Source organism: Pseudomonas sp. TH49, assembly GCF_016650625.1.
In the GTDB taxonomy this organism is placed as follows: Bacteria; Pseudomonadota; Gammaproteobacteria; order Pseudomonadales; family Pseudomonadaceae; genus Aquipseudomonas; species Aquipseudomonas fluorescens_H.
The window spans coordinates 2544813-2566589 of sequence record NZ_JAEKFL010000002.1 but is presented as its reverse complement, the minus strand read 5'-3'; the positions used below and the strand labels follow the sequence as shown (position 1 = coordinate 2566589).

17 protein-coding genes are annotated in these 21777 nt (G+C 59.2%); 12 read left to right on the top strand and 5 right to left on the bottom strand.

Features of this window, described 5'->3' with window-relative positions:
- Positions 1–59 precede the first annotated feature (59 nt).
- Positions 60–974, top strand: a complete 915-nt coding sequence (locus JFU48_RS28600; protein WP_201138368.1) for a DUF808 domain-containing protein — start codon at positions 60–62, stop codon at positions 972–974.
- A gap of 16 nt (positions 975–990) precedes the next feature.
- Here the strand turns inward: JFU48_RS28600 and JFU48_RS28595 are convergent, their stop codons facing one another.
- The 3 genes from JFU48_RS28595 to JFU48_RS28585 form a co-directional block, all read right to left on the bottom strand.
- Positions 991–1815 (bottom strand): Cof-type HAD-IIB family hydrolase, encoded by an 825-nt coding sequence (locus JFU48_RS28595; RefSeq protein WP_201138367.1) that lies wholly within the window; start codon positions 1813–1815, stop codon positions 991–993.
- A 188-nt stretch (positions 1816–2003) separates the two neighbouring features.
- Positions 2004–2792: an MlaA family lipoprotein gene (locus JFU48_RS28590; protein WP_003222981.1), complete on the bottom strand. Its 789-nt coding sequence runs from the start codon at positions 2790–2792 to the stop codon at positions 2004–2006.
- A complete protein-coding gene (locus JFU48_RS28585) occupies positions 2785–4083 on the bottom strand; it encodes a hypothetical protein (protein WP_003222983.1) in 1299 nt (432 codons plus the stop codon). Before JFU48_RS28585 ends, JFU48_RS28590 begins: the two co-directional genes overlap by 8 nt.
- Before the next feature lie 223 nt (positions 4084–4306).
- Between JFU48_RS28585 and JFU48_RS28580 the strand changes: the two genes are divergently transcribed.
- Positions 4307–4675, top strand: a complete 369-nt coding sequence (locus JFU48_RS28580) for a hypothetical protein (protein ID WP_003222985.1) — start codon at positions 4307–4309, stop codon at positions 4673–4675.
- A gap of 115 nt (positions 4676–4790) precedes the next feature.
- On the opposite strand, the gene JFU48_RS28575 is transcribed toward JFU48_RS28580, so the two are convergent.
- Positions 4791–6386 carry a glycoside hydrolase family 17 protein gene (locus JFU48_RS28575; RefSeq protein ID WP_201138551.1) on the bottom strand — a complete coding sequence of 532 codons (1596 nt, stop codon included), beginning with the start codon at positions 6384–6386 and terminating at the stop codon, positions 4791–4793.
- A 287-nt stretch (positions 6387–6673) separates the two neighbouring features.
- Here JFU48_RS28575 and JFU48_RS28570 point away from each other — a divergent pair, with 287 nt between their 5' ends.
- The 3 genes from JFU48_RS28570 to JFU48_RS28560 all read left to right on the top strand — a co-directional run bounded on the left by JFU48_RS28570 (position 6674) and on the right by JFU48_RS28560 (position 9796).
- Positions 6674–7525 carry a glycine betaine ABC transporter substrate-binding protein gene (locus tag JFU48_RS28570; RefSeq protein ID WP_003222989.1) on the top strand — a complete coding sequence of 284 codons (852 nt, stop codon included), beginning with the start codon at positions 6674–6676 and terminating at the stop codon, positions 7523–7525.
- Between the two features lie 304 nt (positions 7526–7829).
- Positions 7830–8141 carry a DUF485 domain-containing protein gene (locus JFU48_RS28565; protein ID WP_003222991.1) on the top strand — a complete coding sequence of 104 codons (312 nt, stop codon included), beginning with the start codon at positions 7830–7832 and terminating at the stop codon, positions 8139–8141.
- Positions 8138–9796: a cation acetate symporter gene (locus tag JFU48_RS28560; protein ID WP_103522381.1), complete on the top strand. Its 1659-nt coding sequence runs from the start codon at positions 8138–8140 to the stop codon at positions 9794–9796. The genes JFU48_RS28565 and JFU48_RS28560 overlap by 4 nt, the downstream gene beginning before the upstream one ends.
- A gap of 1028 nt (positions 9797–10824) precedes the next feature.
- Here JFU48_RS28560 and gltA read toward each other — a convergent pair.
- Positions 10825–12114, bottom strand: a complete 1290-nt coding sequence (gene gltA / locus JFU48_RS28555; protein ID WP_003222994.1) for a citrate synthase — start codon at positions 12112–12114, stop codon at positions 10825–10827.
- Between the two features lie 363 nt (positions 12115–12477).
- Between gltA and sdhC the strand changes: the two genes are divergently transcribed.
- The 7 genes from sdhC (at position 12478) to lpdA (ending at position 21597) form a co-directional block, all read left to right on the top strand.
- Positions 12478–12852, top strand: a complete 375-nt coding sequence (sdhC, locus tag JFU48_RS28550; RefSeq protein WP_016773673.1) for a succinate dehydrogenase, cytochrome b556 subunit — start codon at positions 12478–12480, stop codon at positions 12850–12852.
- Entirely contained in the window at positions 12846–13214 is a 369-nt protein-coding gene (gene sdhD, locus JFU48_RS28545; protein WP_003222999.1) for a succinate dehydrogenase, hydrophobic membrane anchor protein, read from the top strand. The genes sdhC and sdhD overlap by 7 nt, the downstream gene beginning before the upstream one ends.
- 3 nt (positions 13215–13217) lie before the next feature.
- Entirely contained in the window at positions 13218–14990 is a 1773-nt protein-coding gene (gene sdhA, locus JFU48_RS28540; protein WP_003223001.1) for a succinate dehydrogenase flavoprotein subunit, read from the top strand.
- Between the two features lie 11 nt (positions 14991–15001).
- The gene (locus JFU48_RS28535) at positions 15002–15706 is read left to right on the top strand and encodes a succinate dehydrogenase iron-sulfur subunit (protein WP_003223007.1); all 705 of its coding nucleotides are present in this window, start codon (positions 15002–15004) and stop codon (positions 15704–15706) included.
- A gap of 259 nt (positions 15707–15965) precedes the next feature.
- Positions 15966–18797: a 2-oxoglutarate dehydrogenase E1 component gene (locus tag JFU48_RS28530; protein ID WP_003223009.1), complete on the top strand. Its 2832-nt coding sequence runs from the start codon at positions 15966–15968 to the stop codon at positions 18795–18797.
- Between the two features lie 42 nt (positions 18798–18839).
- Entirely contained in the window at positions 18840–20063 is a 1224-nt protein-coding gene (gene odhB / locus JFU48_RS28525) for a 2-oxoglutarate dehydrogenase complex dihydrolipoyllysine-residue succinyltransferase (protein ID WP_003223011.1), read from the top strand.
- A gap of 97 nt (positions 20064–20160) precedes the next feature.
- A complete protein-coding gene (gene lpdA / locus JFU48_RS28520; RefSeq protein WP_003223013.1) occupies positions 20161–21597 on the top strand; it encodes a dihydrolipoyl dehydrogenase in 1437 nt (478 codons plus the stop codon).
- Positions 21598–21777: the final 180 nt, after the last annotated feature.

Below are 21777 nucleotides of genomic sequence, written 5' to 3'. Positions count from 1 at the left end.
TCCAGTGAGTGCGGCGCGGTATGCTGCGCGCACTTTTTTCATGTAGGGAAGCCTGACCCATGGCAGGAAGCAGTTTGCTGGTGCTGATCGACGACATCGCTACGGTTCTGGATGACGTGGCGTTGATGAGCAAAATGGCCGCGAAGAAGACCGCCGGGGTGCTCGGTGACGACTTGGCGCTCAATGCCCAGCAAGTCTCCGGCGTGCGCGCCGAGCGGGAAATTCCTGTGGTCTGGGCGGTGGCCAAGGGCTCGTTTCTCAACAAACTGATTCTGGTGCCTTCGGCGTTGGCGATCAGTGCGTTTGTACCGTGGCTGGTGACGCCGCTGTTAATGGTCGGCGGCGCGTATCTGTGCTTCGAAGGCTTCGAGAAACTCGCGCACAAGTTCCTGCACAGCAAGGCCGAAGATGACGCCGGACATGCGCAATTGACCGAGGCCGTGGCCGCGCCGAGCACCGATCTGGTGGCTTACGAGAAGGACAAGATCAAAGGCGCGATCCGCACCGATTTCATCCTTTCGGCGGAAATCATCGCCATCACGCTCGGCACCGTGGCCGACGCTTCGCTGACCCAGCAAGTGATCGTGATGTCCGGCATCGCCATCGTCATGACTGTCGGTGTTTATGGTCTGGTGGCCGGCATCGTCAAACTCGACGACCTCGGCCTGTGGCTGACGCAGAAACCCGCTGCCGCAGCGAAAAGCATCGGCAACGCGATCCTGCGCGCCGCGCCGTACATGATGAAAGGCCTGTCGGTGATCGGCACGGCGGCGATGTTCCTGGTCGGCGGTGGCATCCTCACCCACGGCATTCCTGCGGTGCATCACTGGATTGAAAGTGTGGGTGCGGCGTCCGGTAGTGTCGGGTTTGCAGTCCCGGTGCTGCTCAATGGCGTGGCCGGGATTATTGCCGGGGGCGTGGTGTTGCTCGCGGTGAGCCTGGTTGGCAAATTGTGGAAAGCTGTGCGGGCGTAAGGACACCCGCAGGTGTTCATGCCGGGCGATCAGCGCTCTTCAGCAGATGCTTCGACAGGTAGTGCGCGACGGCTTCATCGGTGCATCGGCCGATGATCTCCGCTTCGGGCAGTGCCTGTCTCAACTCGGCATGTGCGTTGCCCATCAGCACGCCTTTGCCGACACTGGCCAACATGTCGGCGTCGTTCATGGCGTCACCAAACGCGATGCAGGCCTGAATGGGCACGTTGAGGAATTCGGCCAGCTGCTTCAGGGCATTGCCCTTGGAGACGTCTCTGGCCATGACCTCCAGGCACCATGGAAACGTGAATACCGTGCCGATCTGATCGCCCAGCCGTTGTTCCAGCCGCGCCTGCAGCCTGAGCAGGGCGTCATGATCCTTGCTGCGTTGAAAGAAAAACACTTTCTGCACAGCCTGCAGCGGCAGATTCTCGGTCGCGCAGAGTGTTGGCTGGAAGTCCGGGTTCTGGCTGAAGTCCTTCAGGTTTTCGTCTTCTCGACTCATCAGCCAGCCGGATCGGCAGTAAAGGTTGATGGTCAGGTCGGTGTCGGCGCGGGTTTCCTCGAGCAATGTCTGAACAACGGCGGTCGATAATTCCGCGCTCAGTGAAAGCCCGCCACAGGTGCTGGAGATGCGCGCGCCATTGGCGGTGATCAGGTGAACCGGCGGTGACTGACTGTCGAGCAATGACTCGACGTCCGTCTGATGCCGACCCGTCGCCAGCACGATGTGATGACCTGCGCGGTTCAGGCTGTGAATCACGCTTTTGGTAAAGGCACCGAAAGTATCGCCTGGCAGCAGCAGCGTGCCATCCAGGTCAGAGGCAATAAGCAAGTACATCATGACTCCTCGGAAGGGATCGCCTGCCCACCCAGTTGACCGGGCGTACGCCGCTGTCTGTAAGACGAATGGCGGCGTCAGTCTTTACCCGGGCGGGCACAGAAGGGCAGGCATATGAAAAGAATGTCGGGCGTGCAGACGCGCTGACAAGCTCGGCGGGGCCGATGCTTGCCAGCGGTTGGAAGGGTTTACTCGGCAATCTGCAACTTGCGCGACTCGGTGTACACGTAACGCACTTTCTCGTACTCGAACGGCGAGTTCATCTGGCCGTAGCGGAAGTTGGTCTGGTAGCGCTTGTCGACCGCGCGCAGGGCCCAGATTTCCGGGTGGTTTTCGCTGACTTTCGACACGTTCAGGTAGTTGATCGCCGATTCGGCGGTGTAGTCGACGGCCAGGCCGGCGGTGTCGCGGATGTTCGACGGGCCGAGGATCGGCAACACGAAGTAGGCGCCGCCCGGTACGCCGTAGAAGCCCAGGGTCTGACCGAAGTCTTCGCTCTGGCGCGGCAGGCCCATGGCGGTGGCCGGGTCCCACAGACCGGCGACGCCGATGGTGGTGTTGAGCAGCAGCCGCGCCGTGGTTTCCATCGAGCGCTTGCCCTTGAACTGCAGCAGGCTGTTGACCAGGTTCGGCACGTCGCCGAGGTTGTTGAAGAAGTTGCTCACCCCGGTACGCAGGAAGCTTGGCGTCACGTAGCGATAACCGTCGACCACTGGCAGGAACACCCATTGGTCGAAGCGGTAGTTGAAGTGGTAGACGCGGCGGTTCCACGACTCCAGCGGGTCGTAAACGTTGAGCGCGTTAAGCGTCGAGCGTTCGAATTCACGCTGGTCCAGACCCGGGTTGAACTTGAGTTTGGACAGCGGTTCCTTGAAGCCGTCGTTGTCGACCACCACTGGCGCGTTGGCTTTGCTGTTGTCGGCCTGGGCCACGCCTGCACTGAGGAGCGCTGCAATCAGCAGGAGATATTTAGCCACGGAAGAACTCCAGCATGGCGTCGCTGTTGACGCGGTAGTTAAGGTTGCCGCAATGGCCGCCGTAAGGATAAACGGTCAGGCGATCGCCGAAGGTCTTGCGTAGGAAACCGAGGTCGCCGGGGCCGAGGATCACATCGTCGGCGTTATGCATGACGGCGATTTTCGGGCTGTCGTGCAGGTAATCCTTGAGCGCGTACAGGCTGACCTGGTCGATCAGTTGCAACAGGCTGCCGCCGTCGGTGCGCGCACGCCACATCGGGATCACCTGTTCGGTCAGGTAGCAGTCGAAGTCGCATTGCAGCGCACGCTTGAGGAATGGCGTGAGGCTGGTGCCTTCGGTGATCGGGAATTTCGGCGGGGTGATCAGGCCGCGACGGTTGATCAGGTCGGAAGTGAAGGCAATGTCGGCCGCCGAGAAACGGAACGAGGTGCCGATCAGCATCGCCATCTGTTCGTTGGTCAGATGCTGTTTCGACTGCTGGAAGTCGTAGAGCAGGGCGTCGTTGAGATCGATGTAGCCTTTCTGCTGGAAGTAGCGGGTCAGCTTGTTCAGCACCAGTTCATAGAAGGTGGTGCTGTTGTTGATGCCTTTCACCTCGGTCTGCACCAGCTTGTCGAGGTTGGTGATCGAGGTATAGAGGTTGACCGGCGGGTTGAGCAGCAGGACTTTCTTGAAGTTGAAGCTGCGCCGGGTTTCGTCCAGGTGTGCGACGAACGCGGCATCCAGCGCACCGAGGCTGTAGCCGCTGAGGTAGTACTCGGTGACCGGCAGTTTCGGATGTTGCGCGCGCACGGCTTGCATCACCCGGTACATGTCTTCGGCGTCTTCCTTGGTGATGCCCGGGGTGGCGAAGCGTGAGGCGGCGCTGATGAAGTCGAAGCTGGTCGGCGACGACAACTGCACGACGTGGTAGCCGGCCTTGTAATAGAGCTTCTTCAGGTATTCGTTGATCGCGCTGTCATAGCGCGCGCCGGTGCCGGCGATCAGGAAGATCAGCGGCGCCGGTTTGTCCTGCTCGGCGATGCGGTACGTGAGTTTTTTCACTGCCCAGAAATTGTCCGGGAGAATGAATGCCCGTTCCGGGCGCAGGGTAATGCTGTGGTCGGACTGGTTGATCTCGTCGTCCGACGGCAATTCCGGGCGCAGGTCCGGTGGCGTCGTGGCGATGGTCGCCTCGAACGGGTTGGTCAGGGGATAGCCATAACCGGCGGCATCGATATCCACCGCCAGTGCGGACGCACTCAGAATAAGGCCGCAGAAAAGCGCGGCGAAGCGCAAGGAACGGAGCATGACTGGATCCCTTAAAGGAAGGTGCCGAATGAAGTTCGCAGGCTATGACCACCGGGGTTGCGCCAAAGTGCCATGCCTCGGCACCAAACAGGCAGAATTCGGAGTAATAGTAGCTGGACGATACACTTTGCAAGGCGCGGATGACCAGTTAACAGTTGTTAGTACTTGCCAACGGTACAAGTGCGATTAAGCTGGCCGCCGATTTCGTTGATTGGAGAGATTCATGTCCCGCCGCTTGCCCGTGATCCTGTTGCTCGTTCTGTTGCCGCTGTGGCTGGCCGCCAGTTATGGCGCGCGTTATGGCTTTATGGAGGACGGTCGGTGGGTTGGCATCTGCGTCGATGAAGCGAGCCGTTGGGAATGCTCGGTGCGTTCGAACCTGGGGCTGATGATCCACTTCAAGGTACTGGGCTGGACCGCGCTGGGTGCGGCGCTGCTGGGTTTTGTGCTGCCCGGGCGGGCAGGGTGGTGGCTGGCGGTGCTGGCGCTGGTGTTCGGGTTGCCGGCGCTGGCGTTGTACAACACGACTTTGGCGGTATTTGCGGTGGTGATTGCCGGGTTGCGGCTGGTCCGGGAATCCCGTAGCGCCTGATCCTCAGCCTTCGCGAGCAAGCCCGCTCCCACATTTAATCGAGTTCCTTCAGTTGGAATGCAATCAAATGTGGGAGCGGGCTTGCTCGCGAAGGGGCAAGACTGGCCTCTGGAGATCAGCCCTTGCGAACCCGCAGGCAGCGCCAAAGTGCCGCCACCAGCAACCCGCTGACCAACGCCCAGCCCCATGCCTGCTGATTCAACAATCCTTCTTCATACAACTGCGGCGCAATGCCGGCACCGATGATAAAGGTCAGCAGAGCGATTTCCCGACGCGGCACACTGACCGGCCGGCACACGTAAACCAGTGCCGGCAGGATGAACGCCATGCTGGCAAAGCTGCGATAACGTGCGTCGAAGACCATCTCCAGCATCATCACCGCCGCCGCGAAACCTGCCAGCGCCACCAGCCAGCCGGCACGGCGCTCGAGCCGATTGAAGACGCGTTCACGCCAACCCTGGCGGGCGCTCAGGCTCAGCGCGGCATGGGCCAGCACCAACAGATTCAAGACCGTCAGCAAACCGACCCACAGCCATTCGCTGGCAAACCGCGTGGTCACTCGCGCCAGATCACCCCAGGCGCCGATCGAGCAGGCGGCCAGCGCACCGAGCAGGGGCAGGATCAACGCCGATCGGGTGGTGCGCACCCGGCCGCCGAGCAGCAGCGTGCCGAGGAAGATCAGCCCGCCGATGCCCAGCCATTCCTTCCAGTACGGCACGTTGGTCACCGGTCCGGCGAGCACACCCTTGTCCTGGCGATCGGCATCAAACAGGCCCCAATAGCCGCCGACCGCACCTTCGCTGCCACGCTTCCATGGCTGGTCGAACGCCTCGATCAGGTTGTAATGCCAGCCTTCCTTCTCGGCCATCGCGACAAAACCGCGAATGAACTTGGCCTCGTTGACCCGGCTCGGCAGGGCGGTCTCGCGCTGGCGACCTTCGCTGGGCCAACCGGTTTCGCCGATCATCACGTCCTTGGGCGCGAACTTGTTGCCGAACACCTGACGCACATCCGCCACATGTTGCAGGGCGACATCGATGTTCGACGGATCATCTTCCCAGTACGGCAGCAAGTGAATGGTCAGGAAGTCCACCGCCGGCGCAACTTCCGGGTGCTTGAGCCAGAACTCCCAGACATCGGCATAGGTGACTGGTTGCTTGACCTGGCTTTTGACCTTGTTGATCAGTCTGGCCAGTTGCGCGCCGGTGACTTCCTTGCGCAGCAAGGCTTCGTTGCCGACGATCACCGCGCTGACCACATCCGGGTTGGCGTTGGCCGAGGCGATCAACTGGTCGACCTCTTTTTCGGTGTCCACCGGGTTGCTGTTGACCCAGGCGCCGATCATCAGCTTCAAACCGTGTTTGCGCGCCAGCTCCGGCAGCGCTTCGAGGCCGGTCATCGAATAGGTGCGGATGCACTCGAAGCGCGTCGCCAGCAGGGCGAGGTCGGCGTCCATGCGCTCCGGGCGCAGTTTGAACGGTACGTCGAACGGCGACTGATCCTTGTCGAACGGCGTGTAGGAGGCGCATTGCAACTTGTGCGTCGGGGTCGCGGCGTCCGGCAGGATCACCGGTTTGCCGAGGCCGTACCAGAAGCCGCCGAGGGCAAGCAGGCCGAGCAGGCAGGCGAAGAGGTAAGGAAGAGAGGGAAAGCGGGAAGTCGCGGACATGGTCAGGCCGAGTGGCTGCAAAGCGACGCATGTTACCTGCATTTTTAAGCGGTTGGTGGCCTGCATGATTTGTCCATGCAAAGTTCGGGCGGATTGTCTGGCGCCATTAATTCGGAGGCGATTAATGGCCTTCTGATGTCGTTTCTCGGTGTATTGAGGTCGCTGACAGAGCAGGTCGCTGCGGGCGTCAGGCCGATGATCGAAAGCGTCAGCACTCCACTGGCGTTCAAGCGAGTTTGCGGTCAGGCGTGATGGGGGCGCTGTGCACCATAACAATACGTTGACGATGCCCGGCATCCGTTGGGCGCAGCATTTCGGGGAAGTAAACGATGAAGATGCGACGACTTTTAGGCGCAGGTGCCGCTCTGGTGCTTGCGATGAGTTCCACATTCGCCAGCGCTGAAAAACAGACCCTGAACATCGGTTACGTTGACGGCTGGTCCGACAGCGTCGCGACCACCCATGTGGCGGCCGAGGTGATCAAGCAGAAACTCGGCTACGACGTGAAGTTGCAAGCCGTCGCCACCGGGATCATGTGGCAGGGCGTGGCCACCGGCAAACTCGATGCGATGCTTTCGGCCTGGCTGCCGGTCACCCACGGCGAATACTGGGCGAAGAACAAGGATCTGGTCGTGGATTACGGCCCGAACTTCAAGGATGCGAAAATCGGCCTGATCGTGCCGGAGTACGTCAAAGCGAAATCGATCGAAGACCTCAAGACCGATGACAGCTTCAAGAACCGCATCGTCGGCATCGACGCCGGTTCAGGCGTAATGCTCAAAACCGATCAGGCGATCAAGGATTACGGCCTGGACAAATATACGCTCAAGGCCAGTTCCGGCGCCGGCATGATTGCCGAGCTGACCCGCGCCGAGAAAAAGAACGAGTCGATTGCGGTCACCGGTTGGGTGCCGCACTGGATGTTCGCCAAGTGGAAACTGCGCTTCCTCGACGACCCGAAAGGCGTGTACGGCGCGGCTGAAACCGTGAACAGCATCGGCAGCAAAGAGCTGGATGCCAAAGCGCCTGAAGTCGCCAAGTTCCTGAAAAACTTCCAGTGGGCATCGAAAGACGAGATCGGCGAAGTCATGCTGGCCATCCAGGACGGCGCCAAGCCTGAAGCGGCGGCCAAGGATTGGGTCGCCAAGCACCCGGATCGCGTGGCTGACTGGACCAAATAACCCAAACACTGCAATAACCCTGTGGGAGCGGGCTTGCTCGCGAAGGCGTCGTATCAGTCACATTTGCATTGACTGGCACACCGCCTTCGCGAGCAAGCCCGCTCCCACATTTGTTTCTTGTGCACCCTCCCTTACAGGGTTTACGGCTGTTTCAACGCCTCTTTCCATTTCTTTCGGCTAATTACCGTCCGAAAATTGGCGAAAACGTCATGTCGTTCTAATACTAAGGTCGTCTGGAACCCGTTCCGCAGCCGCATACAGTGGATACGTTCCAACAATAATCTGTGCTGCGAGGATAAAAACAATGAACGACAGCATTTACCTCTCGATTCAAAACAGCCCGCGCTTCAAGGAGCTGGTGAGAAAAAGGGAACGATTCGCCTGGATTCTCTCGGCAATCATGCTCGGGCTTTACTCCGCATTCATTCTGCTGATCGCGTACGGGCCGCAAGTGCTCGGGGCGAAACTCAGTCCCGGGTCTTCGATTACCTGGGGTATTCCGATCGGTGTCGGCCTGATTGTCTCGGCCTTCATCCTGACCGCGATCTACGTACGGCGCGCCAACGGCGAGTTTGACGACCTGAACAATGCGATTCTCAAGGAGGCTCAGCAATGATCCGGCGTCTACTGGCTCTTTTGAGCATCGCAGCGTTCGCTCCAGCCGTCTGGGCCGCTGACGCCTTGACCGGCGAAGTCCACAAACAACCGCTCAACGTTTCCGCCATCGCCATGTTCGTGGTGTTCGTCGGTGCGACCCTGTGCATCACCTACTGGGCCTCCAAGCGCAACAAGTCGGCTGCCGACTACTATGCGGCGGGCGGCAAGATAACTGGTTTTCAGAATGGTCTGGCGATTGCCGGTGACTACATGTCGGCGGCGTCCTTCCTGGGGATTTCCGCGCTGGTGTTCACCTCCGGCTACGACGGCCTGATCTACTCGATCGGCTTTCTGGTGGGCTGGCCGATCATTCTGTTCCTGATCGCCGAGCGTCTGCGTAACCTGGGCAAATACACCTTTGCCGACGTGGCGTCCTACCGCCTCGGGCAAACCCAAATCCGTACCCTGTCTGCCTGCGGTTCGCTGGTGGTGGTGGCGTTCTACCTGATCGCGCAAATGGTCGGTGCCGGCAAGCTGATCCAGCTGCTGTTCGGTCTCGACTACTACGTCGCGGTGATTCTGGTCGGTATCCTGATGTGCATGTACGTGCTGTTCGGCGGCATGCTGGCGACCACCTGGGTGCAGATCATCAAGGCTGTGCTGTTGCTGTCCGGTGCCTCGTTCATGGCGCTGATGGTGATGAAACACGTCAACTTCGACTTCAACACGCTGTTCTCCGAGGCAATCAAGGTTCACCCGAAAGGTGAAGCGATCATGAGCCCGGGCGGTCTGGTGAAAGATCCGATTTCGGCGTTCTCCCTGGGCCTGGCCCTGATGTTCGGTACCGCTGGTCTGCCGCACATCCTGATGCGCTTCTTCACCGTGAGTGACGCCAAAGAAGCCCGCAAGAGCGTGCTGTACGCCACCGGTTTCATTGGTTACTTCTACATCCTGACCTTCATCATCGGCTTCGGCGCGATTCTGCTGGTCAGCACCAATCCTGACTTCAAGGACGCGGCGGGCGCTCTGCTCGGCGGCAACAACATGGCGGCGGTGCACCTGGCTGACGCAGTGGGTGGCAGCATCTTCCTCGGCTTCATCTCGGCGGTGGCGTTCGCGACCATTCTGGCGGTGGTGGCCGGTCTGACCCTGGCCGGTGCCTCGGCGGTGTCGCACGACCTGTATGCCAGCGTGATCAAGAAGGGCAAGGCTAACGACAAGGATGAGATTCGCGTGTCGAAGATCACCACCATCGCATTGGGTGTGCTGGCGATCGGCTTGGGCATCCTGTTCGAAAGCCAGAACATTGCGTTCATGGTTGGCCTGGCGTTCTCCATCGCGGCGAGCTGCAACTTCCCGGTGCTGTTGCTTTCGATGTACTGGAAGAAGCTGACCACCCGCGGCGCGATGATCGGCGGCTGGCTGGGGCTGATCAGTGCGGTGGGGCTGATGATCCTTGGCCCGACCATCTGGGTGCAGATTCTGCATCACGAGAAGGCGATCTTCCCGTACGAGTATCCGGCGCTGTTCTCGATGGTGATCGCGTTCATCGGGATCTGGTTCTTCTCGATCACCGACAAATCGGCTGCGGCCGAGAACGAGCGGGCGCTGTTCTTCCCGCAGTTTGTGCGTTCGCAGACGGGGTTGGGGGCGAGTGGGGCGGTTTCGCACTAAGCGCTGATTACGTGGTTTGAGTGAAGTGCCCCGGTTGAGAGATCGGGGTATTTTTTTTGTGGGCGGTTATCGGGCTAGGGCCTTGGTGTTTGGTGGTTATTGAGTACATATCCGTTGCTGCGGTAACGGCTACTTAGGGTTCCGCCCTTACGGCGGGTCACTTTTGGCAAACGCCCCAAAAGTAACCAAAAGGTCTGTGCCCTGACGTTCGGCCCTCGCCTGGGCTCGGGTTCCTTCGCTCCGGGATTCATCCGGGGGGCAGCGCCTACGGTTTGCTTCGCTGCACCTCCTCTCGCTGTGTTTGGCTGCGCCAAACGGTCGCTACGCTCCCACCCCCGGATAAATCCCTCCACTCAGCCTGCCGACGGGCCCTGAGATCAAAAGCTTTACTCGAGCTAACGCTCATTGTGTTGAGTGGGGCGGCTTCGCCGCATGCGGGGCACGCTCTCTGAACTGTAGGAGCCAGCCTGCTGGCGATGGCGGCCTGACAGCCGACCAATTTCTTGCTGATGCACCCGGCCCAACTGTGGGAGCGGGCTTGCTCGCGAAGGCGGCCTGCCAGCCGACCAATCTCTAACTGAATACACCCAATCCCATGTAGGAACTGCCGAAGGCTGTGATCTTTTGATCTGCTTTGGCTTTGGCTTTGGCTCTGGCTTTTGATCTTTTGCCCCATCGGCAGGCCGAGCGAAGGTGTCCATCAGGGGGTTAGGCGCGCAGCGCCATGCGGCGAAGCCGCATACATCGAGAGGAGGTGCAGCGAAGCAAACCGTAGGCGATGCCCCCTGATGGACACCGTAGCGAGGGAACACTGAGCCTAAGCGAAGTGCCGTACGCCGGGGCAAAGCCTTTTGGGTTACCTTTTCGGCGTTTGGAAAAGGTGACTCGCTGTAAGAGCGAAACCATAGGAGGCCGTTACCGCAGCAACGGATATACACCCAAAACCCCAAAACCCAAACAAACAAAAACGGCCTCTATATAAGAGGCCGTTCCCGATACAACTTCAAGACGTTATCGCAAGACAGGTCTTATTTGCGATCTTCCAGCTTGGTGATATCACGCGACTCGTAGCCAGTATACAACTGGCGCGGACGGCCAATCTTGTACGGGCTGGAGAGCATTTCTTTCCAGTGCGAAATCCAGCCCACGGTACGGGCCAGAGCGAAGATCACGGTAAACATGCTGGTTGGAATGCCGATCGCCTTGAGGATGATCCCCGAGTAGAAGTCGACGTTCGGGTACAGCGAGCGCTCGATGAAGTACGGGTCGGTCAGCGCGATCTCTTCCAGGCGCATGGCCAGTTCGAGTTGCGGATCGTTGTTGATGCCCAGTTCTTTCAGCACTTCGTCGCAGGTCTGCTTCATCACAGTCGCGCGAGGGTCGCGGTTCTTGTAAACGCGGTGACCGAAGCCCATCAGCTTGAACGGATCGTTCTTGTCCTTGGCCTTGGCGATGAACTTGTCGATGTTGGACACATCGCCAATCTCGTCAAGCATGGTCAATACGGCTTCGTTCGCACCGCCGTGGGCAGGGCCCCACAGTGCGGCGATACCGGCGGCGATACAGGCGAACGGGTTGGCACCCGAGGAGCCTGCCAGACGCACGGTGGAGGTCGATGCGTTCTGCTCGTGGTCGGCATGGAGGATGAAGATCCGGTCCATGGCCTTGGCGAGTACCGGGCTGATCGGTTTGATCTCGCACGGGGTGTTGAACATCATGTGCAGGAAGTTTTCCGCGTACGTCAGGTCGTTGCGCGGGTACATCATGGGTTGGCCCATGGAGTACTTGTAAACCATCGCTGCCAGGGTCGGCATCTTGGCAACCAGACGGATCGCGGAGATTTCGCGATGCTGCGGGTTATTGATGTCCAGGGAGTCGTGGTAGAAGGCCGAGAGGGCGCCGACTACGCCGCACATGACGGCCATCGGGTGGGCGTCGCGACGGAAACCGTTGAAGAAGGTTTTCAGCTGCTCGTGAACCATGGTGTGGTTTTTCACGGTGCTGACGAACTGGGCCTTCTGTTCTGCGGTCGGCAGTTCGCCGTTAAGCAGCAGGTAGCAGGTTTCCAGGTAGTCCGACTTTTCAGCCAGCTGTTCGATCGGGTAGCCGCGGTGCAACAGAATGCCGTTGTCGCCGTCGATATAGGTGATCTTCGATTCGCACGAAGCGGTCGACATGAAACCCGGGTCGAAAGTGAAGCGGCCCGTGGCCGTCAGGCCCCGAACATCGATTACATCGGGACCAACGGTGCCGGTTAAAATGGGCAGCTCGACGGGGGCTGCGCCCTCGATGATCAACTGCGCTTTTTTGTCAGCCATGTGGCCTCCTATTTATGCTTGAACCATCAGACAGACCCCCCACGCAGGGCCCGCACCACTATAGTGAGATAAATTCGAATGTCAATTTGCCTAAAGTCTTGCTCCAGAAGGCTTTAAGCGCACTTTTTCCTCGAAATTGACTGCCATTTACGCCTTTTATGCGACTTGTGCAATCAGCTATTGGGGGTAGGTGATTGCGTTGTCATTAGTAGCCTAACTGTCTATACTCGGCCACCGACCGCCAAGGGCTTTTGGGCTTGCTTTCATTGGGGGTCGCATCCCTGGGTGGTGGTTACCTGACCAGTGCACTCCCCAACAACTTTGCCCTGATTGTTAGGGGCTCTTCAGTGTGAAAAAAAAGCCGTGAAAAGCCAACGACCTGTAAACCTAGACCTAAGGACCATCAAACTCCCAGTCACTGCTTACACGTCCATTCTTCACCGTATCTCCGGTGTCATCCTCTTTGTGTGCCTTGCCATCATGCTTTACGCATTGGACAAGTCGCTGAGCTCCGAGGAAGGCTTCGGTCAGGTGAAAGCGTGTCTGACCAGTCCGCTAGCCAAGCTAGTGATTTGGGGCATCCTGTCCGCTCTGCTGTATCACCTGGTTGCCGGTGTGCGCCACTTGATCATGGACATGGGCATCGGTGAGACGCTGGAAGGCGGCAAGCTGGGCTCGAAAATCGTTATCGCCGTTTCCGTGGTGGTAATCGTTCTGGCAGGAGTCTGGATATGGTAACTAACGTCACGAACCTCTCGCGTTCGGGCCTCTATGACTGGATGGCGCAACGTGTGTCGGCGGTCGTTCTCGCGGCTTACTTCATCTTTCTGATCGGATACGTCGTGGCCCACCCAGGCCTCGAGTACGCCCAGTGGCATGAACTGTTCGCTCACAACGGGATGCGTATTTTCAGCCTCCTGGCCCTTGTTGCTCTCGGCGCTCACGCCTGGGTCGGCATGTGGACCATCGCGACTGACTACCTGACGCCAATGGCGTTCGGCAAGTCCGCGACGGCTATACGTTTCCTTTTCCAGGCAGTATGCGGCGTTGCGATGTTCGCTTACTTCGTCTGGGGTGTGCAGATTCTCTGGGGTATCTGAGTCATGGCTAACATTCCAACGATTTCTTTCGACGCCATCATTATTGGTGGTGGCGGTGCCGGCATGCGCGCTGCGCTGCAGCTGGCGCAGGGCGGTCACAAGACTGCGGTGATCACCAAGGTTTTCCCGACCCGTTCGCACACTGTATCCGCCCAGGGCGGCATCACCTGCGCGATCGCGTCCGCTGACCCGAACGATGACTGGCGCTGGCACATGTACGATACCGTCAAGGGTTCCGACTACATCGGTGACCAGGACGCTATCGAATACATGTGTCAGGAAGGCCCGGCTGCCGTTTTCGAGCTGGACCACATGGGTCTGCCGTTCTCGCGTACCGAACAAGGCCGTATCTACCAGCGTCCGTTCGGTGGTCAGTCCAAGGACTACGGTAAAGGCGGTCAGGCTGCCCGTACCTGCGCAGCGTCCGACCGTACCGGTCACGCGCTGCTGCACACCCTTTATCAGGGCAACCTGAAAGCCGGTACCACGTTCCTGAACGAGTACTACGCGGTCGACCTGGTGAAAAACCAGGAAGGCGAGTTTGTCGGTGTGATCGCGATCTGCATCGAAACCGGCGAAACTTCGTACATCCGCGCCAAGGCCACCGTACTGGCAACTGGCGGTGCTGGCCGTATCTACGCCTCCACCACCAACGCCCTGATCAACACCGGTGACGGCGTTGGCATGGCGCTGCGTGCTGGCGTGCCGGTACAAGACATCGAAATGTGGCAGTTCCACCCGACTGGCATCGCCGGCGCCGGTGTCCTGGTGACCGAAGGTTGCCGTGGTGAAGGTGGTTACCTGATCAACAAGCACGGCGAGCGTTTCATGGAGCGTTATGCTCCGAACGCGAAGGACCTGGCTGGTCGTGACGTGGTTGCCCGCTCGATGGTTAAAGAAATCATTGCCGGCAATGGTTGCGGTCCGAATGGCGACCACGTGATGCTCAAACTCGACCACCTGGGCGAGGAAGTGCTGCACAGCCGTCTGCCAGGCATCTGCGAACTGTCGAAGACTTTCGCACACGTTGACCCGGTGGTTGCTCCGGTTCCGGTTGTTCCGACCTGCCACTACATGATGGGCGGCGTTGCCACCAACATTCATGGTCAGGCGATCACCCAGAACGCCGAAGGCGTGGATCAGATCATTCCGGGTCTGTTCGCCGTAGGTGAAGTGGCTTGCGTATCGGTACACGGTGCAAACCGTCTGGGCGGCAACTCGCTGCTCGACCTGGTGGTATTCGGCCGCGCTGCCGGCCTGCACCTGGAAAAGGCGCTGACCGACGGCATCGAATACGACGACGCTACCGAGTCCGACATCGAAGCAGCCCTGTCGCGTCTGAACGCGCTGAACGGCCGTACCGATGGCGAAGACGTGGCCACCCTGCGTCGCGAGCTGCAAAGCTGCATGCAGAACTACTTCGGTGTGTTCCGTACCGGCGAATACATGCAGAAAGGTATCGCTCAACTGGCCGATCTGCGCAAGCGTATCGCCAACGTGAAGATCAACGATAAGTCGCAGGCGTTCAACACTGCACGTATCGAAGCGCTCGAGCTGCAAAACCTGCTGGAAGTGGCTGAAGCTACCGCCATCGCGGCCGAAGTACGTAAAGAGTCCCGCGGCGCTCACGCCCGTGAAGACTTCGAAGACCGTGACGACGAAAACTGGCTGTGCCACACCCTGTACTTCCCGGGTGAGAAACGCGTCGCCAAGCGTGCCGTTAACTTCTCGCCGAAGACTGTTCCGACTTTCGAACCTAAAGTCCGGACTTATTAAGGGTGATCGCCATGTTGCAAGTCAGTGTTTATCGCTACAACCCTGATCAGGACGCTGCGCCGTTCATGCAGGAATTCCAGGTCGATACCGGTGGTAAAGACCTGATGGTGCTGGACGTGCTGGCCCTGATCAAAGAGCAGGACGAGGGTTTCTCCTATCGTCGCTCTTGCCGTGAAGGCGTCTGCGGCTCCGACGGCATGAACATCAACGGCAAGAACGGTCTGGCGTGCATCACGCCACTGTCCGCCGTTGTAAAAGGCAACAAGTTGATCGTTCGTCCGCTGCCAGGTTTGCCGGTTATCCGTGACCTGGTTGTCGATATGAGCATCTTCTACAAGCAATACGAGAAGGTTAAGCCTTACCTGCAGAACGACACGCCGGCTCCGGCCATCGAGCGTCTGCAGTCCCCTGAAGAGCGTGAAAAGCTCGACGGTCTGTACGAGTGCATCCTGTGCGCCTGCTGCTCGACCTCGTGCCCGTCCTTCTGGTGGAACCCGGACAAGTTCCTGGGTCCAGCTGCCCTGCTGCAAGCGTACCGCTTCCTGGCAGACAGCCGTGACACCAAGACGTCCGAGCGTCTGGCTTCGCTTGATGACCCGTTCAGCGTTTTCCGCTGCCGGGGCATCATGAACTGCGTCAACGTATGTCCGAAAGGCCTGAACCCGACTAAGGCCATCGGTCACATCCGTAACATGCTGCTTTCGAGCGGCGTGTGATTCAGCTGCTGTAACCGTAGAACCGCTGTAACGAAGAGGCTGTGGCGCGGGCTTCAACCCGCGTCATGGCTATAACCAGAGCAGTAGCCACAAGCTGCAGCTCTTATTTTGAAGAAATGAGACAAGCAGGGGCATCCGGGCTGGTACCCGGACTATCAGCGTGATCCTAAGTGGCTTGTTTTGGTCGCTGCATTCGGACTTCTGCAAGTTTGCTCGGTATTGACGCCGATGGTGTTCCCCTAACCGAGGGTGACCAAGCATGCAAGAAAGCGTGATGCAGCGCATGTGGAACAGCGCCTACCTTTCAGGTGGAAACGCTGCCTATGTGGAAGAGCTTTATGAGCTCTACCTGCACGACCCTAACGCTGTGCCAGAAGAGTGGCGCACCTACTTTCAGAAGCTGCCTGCCGACGGCAGCTCTGCCACTGATGTTTCGCACTCCACAATTCGCGATCATTTCGTGCTGCTGGCAAAGAACCAGCGCCGCGCCCAACCGGTTTCCGCCGGTAGCGTGAGCAGTGAGCACGAGAAGAAGCAAGTTGAAGTGCTGCGATTGATCCAGGCCTACCGTATGCGTGGCCACCAGGCAGCCCAGCTGGACCCGCTGGGGCTGTGGCAGCGTCCTGCACCTGCAGACCTGTCGATCAATCATTACGGCTTGACCAATGCCGATCTTGATACGACCTTCCGTGCCGGCGACCTGTTCATCGGCAAAGAGGAAGCGAGCCTACGCGAAATTCACGAAGCGTTGCAGCAGACATATTGCCGCACCATCGGCGCTGAATTTACGCACATCACCGATTCCGAGCAGCGCCACTGGTTCCAGCAGCGTCTGGAAAGCGTGCGTGGTCGTCCGACGTACTCCGCCGACATCAAGAGCCATCTGCTCGAGCGCGTCACTGCCGGTGAAGGCCTGGAAAAATACCTGGGCACCAAATACCCGGGCACCAAGCGTTTCGGTCTGGAAGGCGGCGAAAGCCTGATTCCGATGCTCGATGAACTGATCCAGCGTTCCGGTTCCTACGGCACCAAGGAAGTCGTCATCGGCATGGCCCACCGTGGCCGTCTGAACGTGTTGGTCAACACCTTCGGCAAGAACCCGCGCGAGCTGTTCGACGAGTTCGAAGGCAAGAAGAAGGTCGAGCTGGGTTCCGGTGACGTTAAGTACCACCAGGGCTTCTCGTCCAACGTGATGACCGCCGGCGGTGAAGTTCACCTGGCCATGGCGTTCAACCCGTCCCACCTGGAAATCGTTTCCCCGGTGGTAGAAGGTTCGGTTCGCGCCCGTCAGGATCGTCGTAACGACCCGACCGGTGAGAAGGTTCTGCCGATCTCCATCCACGGTGACGCTGCATTCGCAGGTCAGGGCGTGGTCATGGAAACCTTCCAGATGTCGCAGACCCGCGGTTTCAAGACCGGCGGTACCGTGCACATCGTGATCAACAACCAGGTCGGTTTCACCATCAGCAACCCGCTGGACTCGCGTTCCACCGAGTACGCCACCGACGTTGCGAAGATGATTCAGGCGCCGATCCTCCATGTGAATGGCGATGATCCGGAAGCCGTGCTGTTCGTGACCCAGTTGGCCATCGACTACCGCATGCAGTTCAAGCGTGACGTGGTGATCGACCTGGTCTGCTACCGTCGTCGCGGCCACAACGAGGCCGACGAGCCAAGCGGTACCCAGCCGCTGATGTATCAGCAGATCACCAAGCAGCGCACCACCCGTGAGCTGTACGCTGATCGTCTGACCCAGGCCGGTGTACTCGACGCAGAGCGTGTTCAGGCGAAAGTCGACGAATACCGCAACGCGCTGGACAACGGTCTGCATGTCGTGAAGTCGCTGGTCAAAGAGCCGAACAAAGAGTTGTTCGTGGACTGGCGTCCGTATCTGGGCCACGCCTGGACTGCGCGTCACGACACGCGTTTCGATCTGAAGACCCTGCAGGAACTGTCCGCCAAGCTGCTGGAAATTCCGGAAGGCTTCGTGGTTCAGCGTCAGGTTGCGAAGATCTACGAAGACCGTCAGAAGATGCAAGCCGGCGGCCTGCCGATCAACTGGGGTTACGCCGAAACCATGGCGTACGCGACCCTGGCGTTCGAAGGTCACCCGATCCGCATGACCGGTCAGGACATCGGCCGCGGTACGTTCTCGCACCGTCACGCTGTGCTGCACAACCAGAAAGATGCTGGCACCTACATTCCGCTGAAACACCTGTACGAAGGTCAGCCACGCTTTGACCTGTACGACTCGTTCCTGTCGGAAGAAGCGGTACTGGCCTTCGAATACGGCTACTCGACCACCACGCCAAACGCGCTGGTGATCTGGGAAGCCCAGTTCGGCGACTTCGCCAACGGTGCACAGGTTGTTATCGACCAGTTCATCACCAGCGGCGAACACAAGTGGGGCCGTCTCTGCGGTCTGACCATGCTGTTGCCGCACGGCTACGAAGGTCAGGGTCCTGAGCACAGCTCGGCTCGTCTTGAGCGTTACCTGCAGTTGTGCGCCGAGCACAACATTCAGGTGTGCATGCCGACCACTCCGGCCCAGATCTACCACTTGCTGCGTCGTCAGGTGATTCGCCCTCTGCGCAAACCTCTGGTAGTGCTGACGCCGAAGTCGCTGCTGCGCCACAAACTGGCCGTCTCGACCCTGGAAGATCTGGCCGAAGGTTCGTTCCAGACCGTGATCCCGGAAATCGATGCCCTGGACCCGAAAAAGGTCGAGCGTGTTGTTCTGTGTAGCGGCAAGGTCTACTACGACCTGCTGGAAAAACGCCGTGCCGAAGGCCGTGACGATATCGCCATCGTGCGTATCGAGCAGCTGTATCCATTCCCTGAGGACGACTTGAAAGAAGTCCTGGCGCCTTATACCAACGTCAAGCATGCCGTTTGGTGTCAGGAAGAGCCGATGAACCAGGGTGCCTGGTACTGCAGCCAGCATCACCTGCGTCGCAGCATCGGTAACCTCAACAAGTCTCTCGTACTCGAGTACGCGGGCCGTGAGGCTTCTGCTGCCCCAGCATGTGGTTACGCATCGATGCACGCCGAGCAGCAGGAAAAACTGCTGCAAGACGCGTTTACCGTTTAACGCCTTCGCGCACCTGAAACCGAATTTAAGGAACCACAGATAATGGCTATCGAGATCAAAGCCCCCACTTTCCCGGAATCGGTTGCCGATGGCACCGTTGCCACCTGGCACAAAAAACCGGGCGACGCCGTCAAGCGTGACGACCTGATCGTCGACATCGAAACCGACAAAGTCGTACTGGAAGTGCTGGCTACCGCCGACGGCGTGCTGGGCGCAATCGTCAAGAACGAAGGCGACACCGTTCTGTCCGACGAAGTTCTGGGCTCCATCGAAGCGGGCGGCGCTGCTGCCGCTGCTCCAGCCGCCGCTGCTGCTCCGGCCGCTGCTGCTGCCGCACCGGCTGCTGCCGAAGGCGAAGACGATCCTGTTGCTGCTCCTGCTGCGCGCAAGCTGGCTGAAGAGAATGGCATCAACATCGCTTCCGTTGCCGGCACCGGCAAGGGTGGTCGTGTGACCAAGGAAGACGTGGTCGCTGCTGTTGCCGCGAAGAAAGCCGCTCCAGCTGCCGCACCTGCCAAGGCTGCTGCTCCGGCTGCCGCTGCTCCGGTATTCGCTGCCGGTGATCGCGTTGAAAAACGCGTGCCGATGACCCGTCTGCGTGCCAAGGTTGCCGAGCGTCTGGTTGAAGCCCAGTCGAACATGGCGATGCTGACCACGTTCAACGAAGTCGACATGACCGAAGTCATGGCCCTGCGTTCGAAGTACAAGGACCTGTTCGAGAAGTCCCACAACGGCGTACGCCTGGGCTTCATGTCGTTCTTCGTCAAGGCTGCCACCGAAGCGCTGAAACGCTTCCCGGCGGTCAACGCTTCGATCGACGGCGCGGACATCGTTTACCACGGCTACGCCGACATCGGTGTTGCCGTTTCCAGCGACCGTGGTCTGGTCGTACCGGTTCTGCGTAACGCCGAGCTGATGAGCCTGGCTGAAATCGAAGGCGGCATCGCCACTTTCGGCAAGAAAGCCCGTGACGGCAAATTGTCGATGGAAGAGATGACTGGCGGTACCTTCACCATCACCAACGGTGGTACCTTCGGTTCGATGATGTCGACTCCGATCGTCAACCCGCCGCAGGCAGCGATTCTGGGCATGCACAACATCATCCAGCGTCCTATGGCCATCAACGGTCAGGTCGTGATCCGTCCGATGATGTACCTGGCACTGTCCTACGATCACCGTCTGATCGATGGCAAAGAAGCTGTAACCTTCCTGGTGACCATCAAGAACCTGCTGGAAGACCCGGCTCGTCTGTTGCTGGATATCTGATAGAAGCAGCCATGCGCTGCGGGTAGCGTACCGTCGGAAACGGCGGTGCGGCCCGCAGCGCGCGGCTTGAAGCTTTTCGCTCAAGAGGATTTTTTGAATGTCGCAGAAATTTGACGTAGTAGTGATCGGTGCCGGCCCTGGCGGCTATGTTGCTGCCATCAAGGCCGCGCAGCTGGGTCTCACCACTGCCTGCATCGAGAAGTACACCGACGCTGAAGGCAAGCAGGCCCTCGGCGGTACTTGCCTGAACGTCGGCTGCATTCCGTCCAAGGCGCTGCTCGACAGCTCCTGGAAGTACAAGGAAGCCAAAGAGAGCTTCAACGTTCACGGTATCTCGACCGGCGAAGTCAAAATGGACGTCGCTGCGATGGTTGGCCGCAAGGCTGGCATCGTCAAGAACCTGACCGGCGGCGTTGCCACCCTGTTCAAGGCCAACGGCGTTACTTCGATTCAGGGCCACGGCAAGCTGCTGGCTGGCAAGAAAGTCGAAGTCACCAAGCCGGACGGCTCGGTTGAAGTCATCGAAGCCGAAAACGTCATCCTGGCGCCAGGTTCGCGTCCGATCGACATTCCACCGGCTCCGGTCGATCAGAAAGTCATCGTCGATTCGACTGGCGCTCTGGAATTCCAATCCGTACCTAAACGTCTGGGCGTGATCGGCGCTGGCGTGATCGGTCTGGAGCTGGGCTCGGTCTGGTCGCGTCTGGGTGCAGAAGTGACTGTCCTGGAAGCTCTGGACACGTTCCTGATGGCAGCGGACACCGCCGTTTCCAAGGAAGCGCTGAAAACCCTGACCAAGCAGGGTCTGGACATCAAGCTGGGCGCTCGCGTCACCGGTTCCAAAGTCAACGGCGACGAAGTCGTTGTTAACTACACCGATGCCAACGGCGAACAGACCATCACTTTTGACAAGCTGATCGTAGCCGTTGGTCGCCGTCCGGTGACCACTGATCTGCTGGCTGCCGACAGCGGCGTGACCCTGGACGAGCGCGGTTTCGTGCACGTTGACGATCACTGCGCCACCACCGTACCGGGCGTTTACGCCATCGGTGACGTGGTTCGCGGCATGATGCTGGCTCACAAAGCCTCGGAAGAGGGCATCATGGTTGTCGAGCGCATCAAGGGCCACAAAGCCCAGATGAACTATGACCTGATCCCTTCGGTTATTTATACTCACCCGGAAATCGCGTGGGTTGGCAAAACCGAGCAGGCCTTGAAAGCCGAAGGCGTTGAAGTTAACGTCGGCACCTTCCCGTTCGCCGCTTCCGGCCGTGCCATGGCCGCCAACGATACCGGTGGTTTCGTCAAGGTCATCGCTGATGCCAAGACTGACCGCGTATTGGGCGTGCACGTGATTGGCCCAAGCGCTGCAGAACTGGTTCAGCAGGGCGCGATCGGTATGGAATTCGGCACCAGCGCTGAAGACCTGGGCATGATGGTTTTCTCCCATCCGACCCTGTCTGAAGCCTTGCACGAAGCTGCTCTGGCTGTGAATGGCGGCGCCATCCACATCGCCAACCGCAAGAAGCGTTAAGACAATAAGAAACCACGGCGGTAACGGCCCGTCGTGAGCCTTGCGAGCAAGTCTCACCGCGGAATGTCCGCTGGACGCAGTCTTGCGTAGCTGCACCGGGTATCCGGAAAGGCTACGCAAGCAGCAGTCACAGGTGGCGCGGCACTCATCAAGAGCGCAGCGCCGAATGCGCAGTACCTA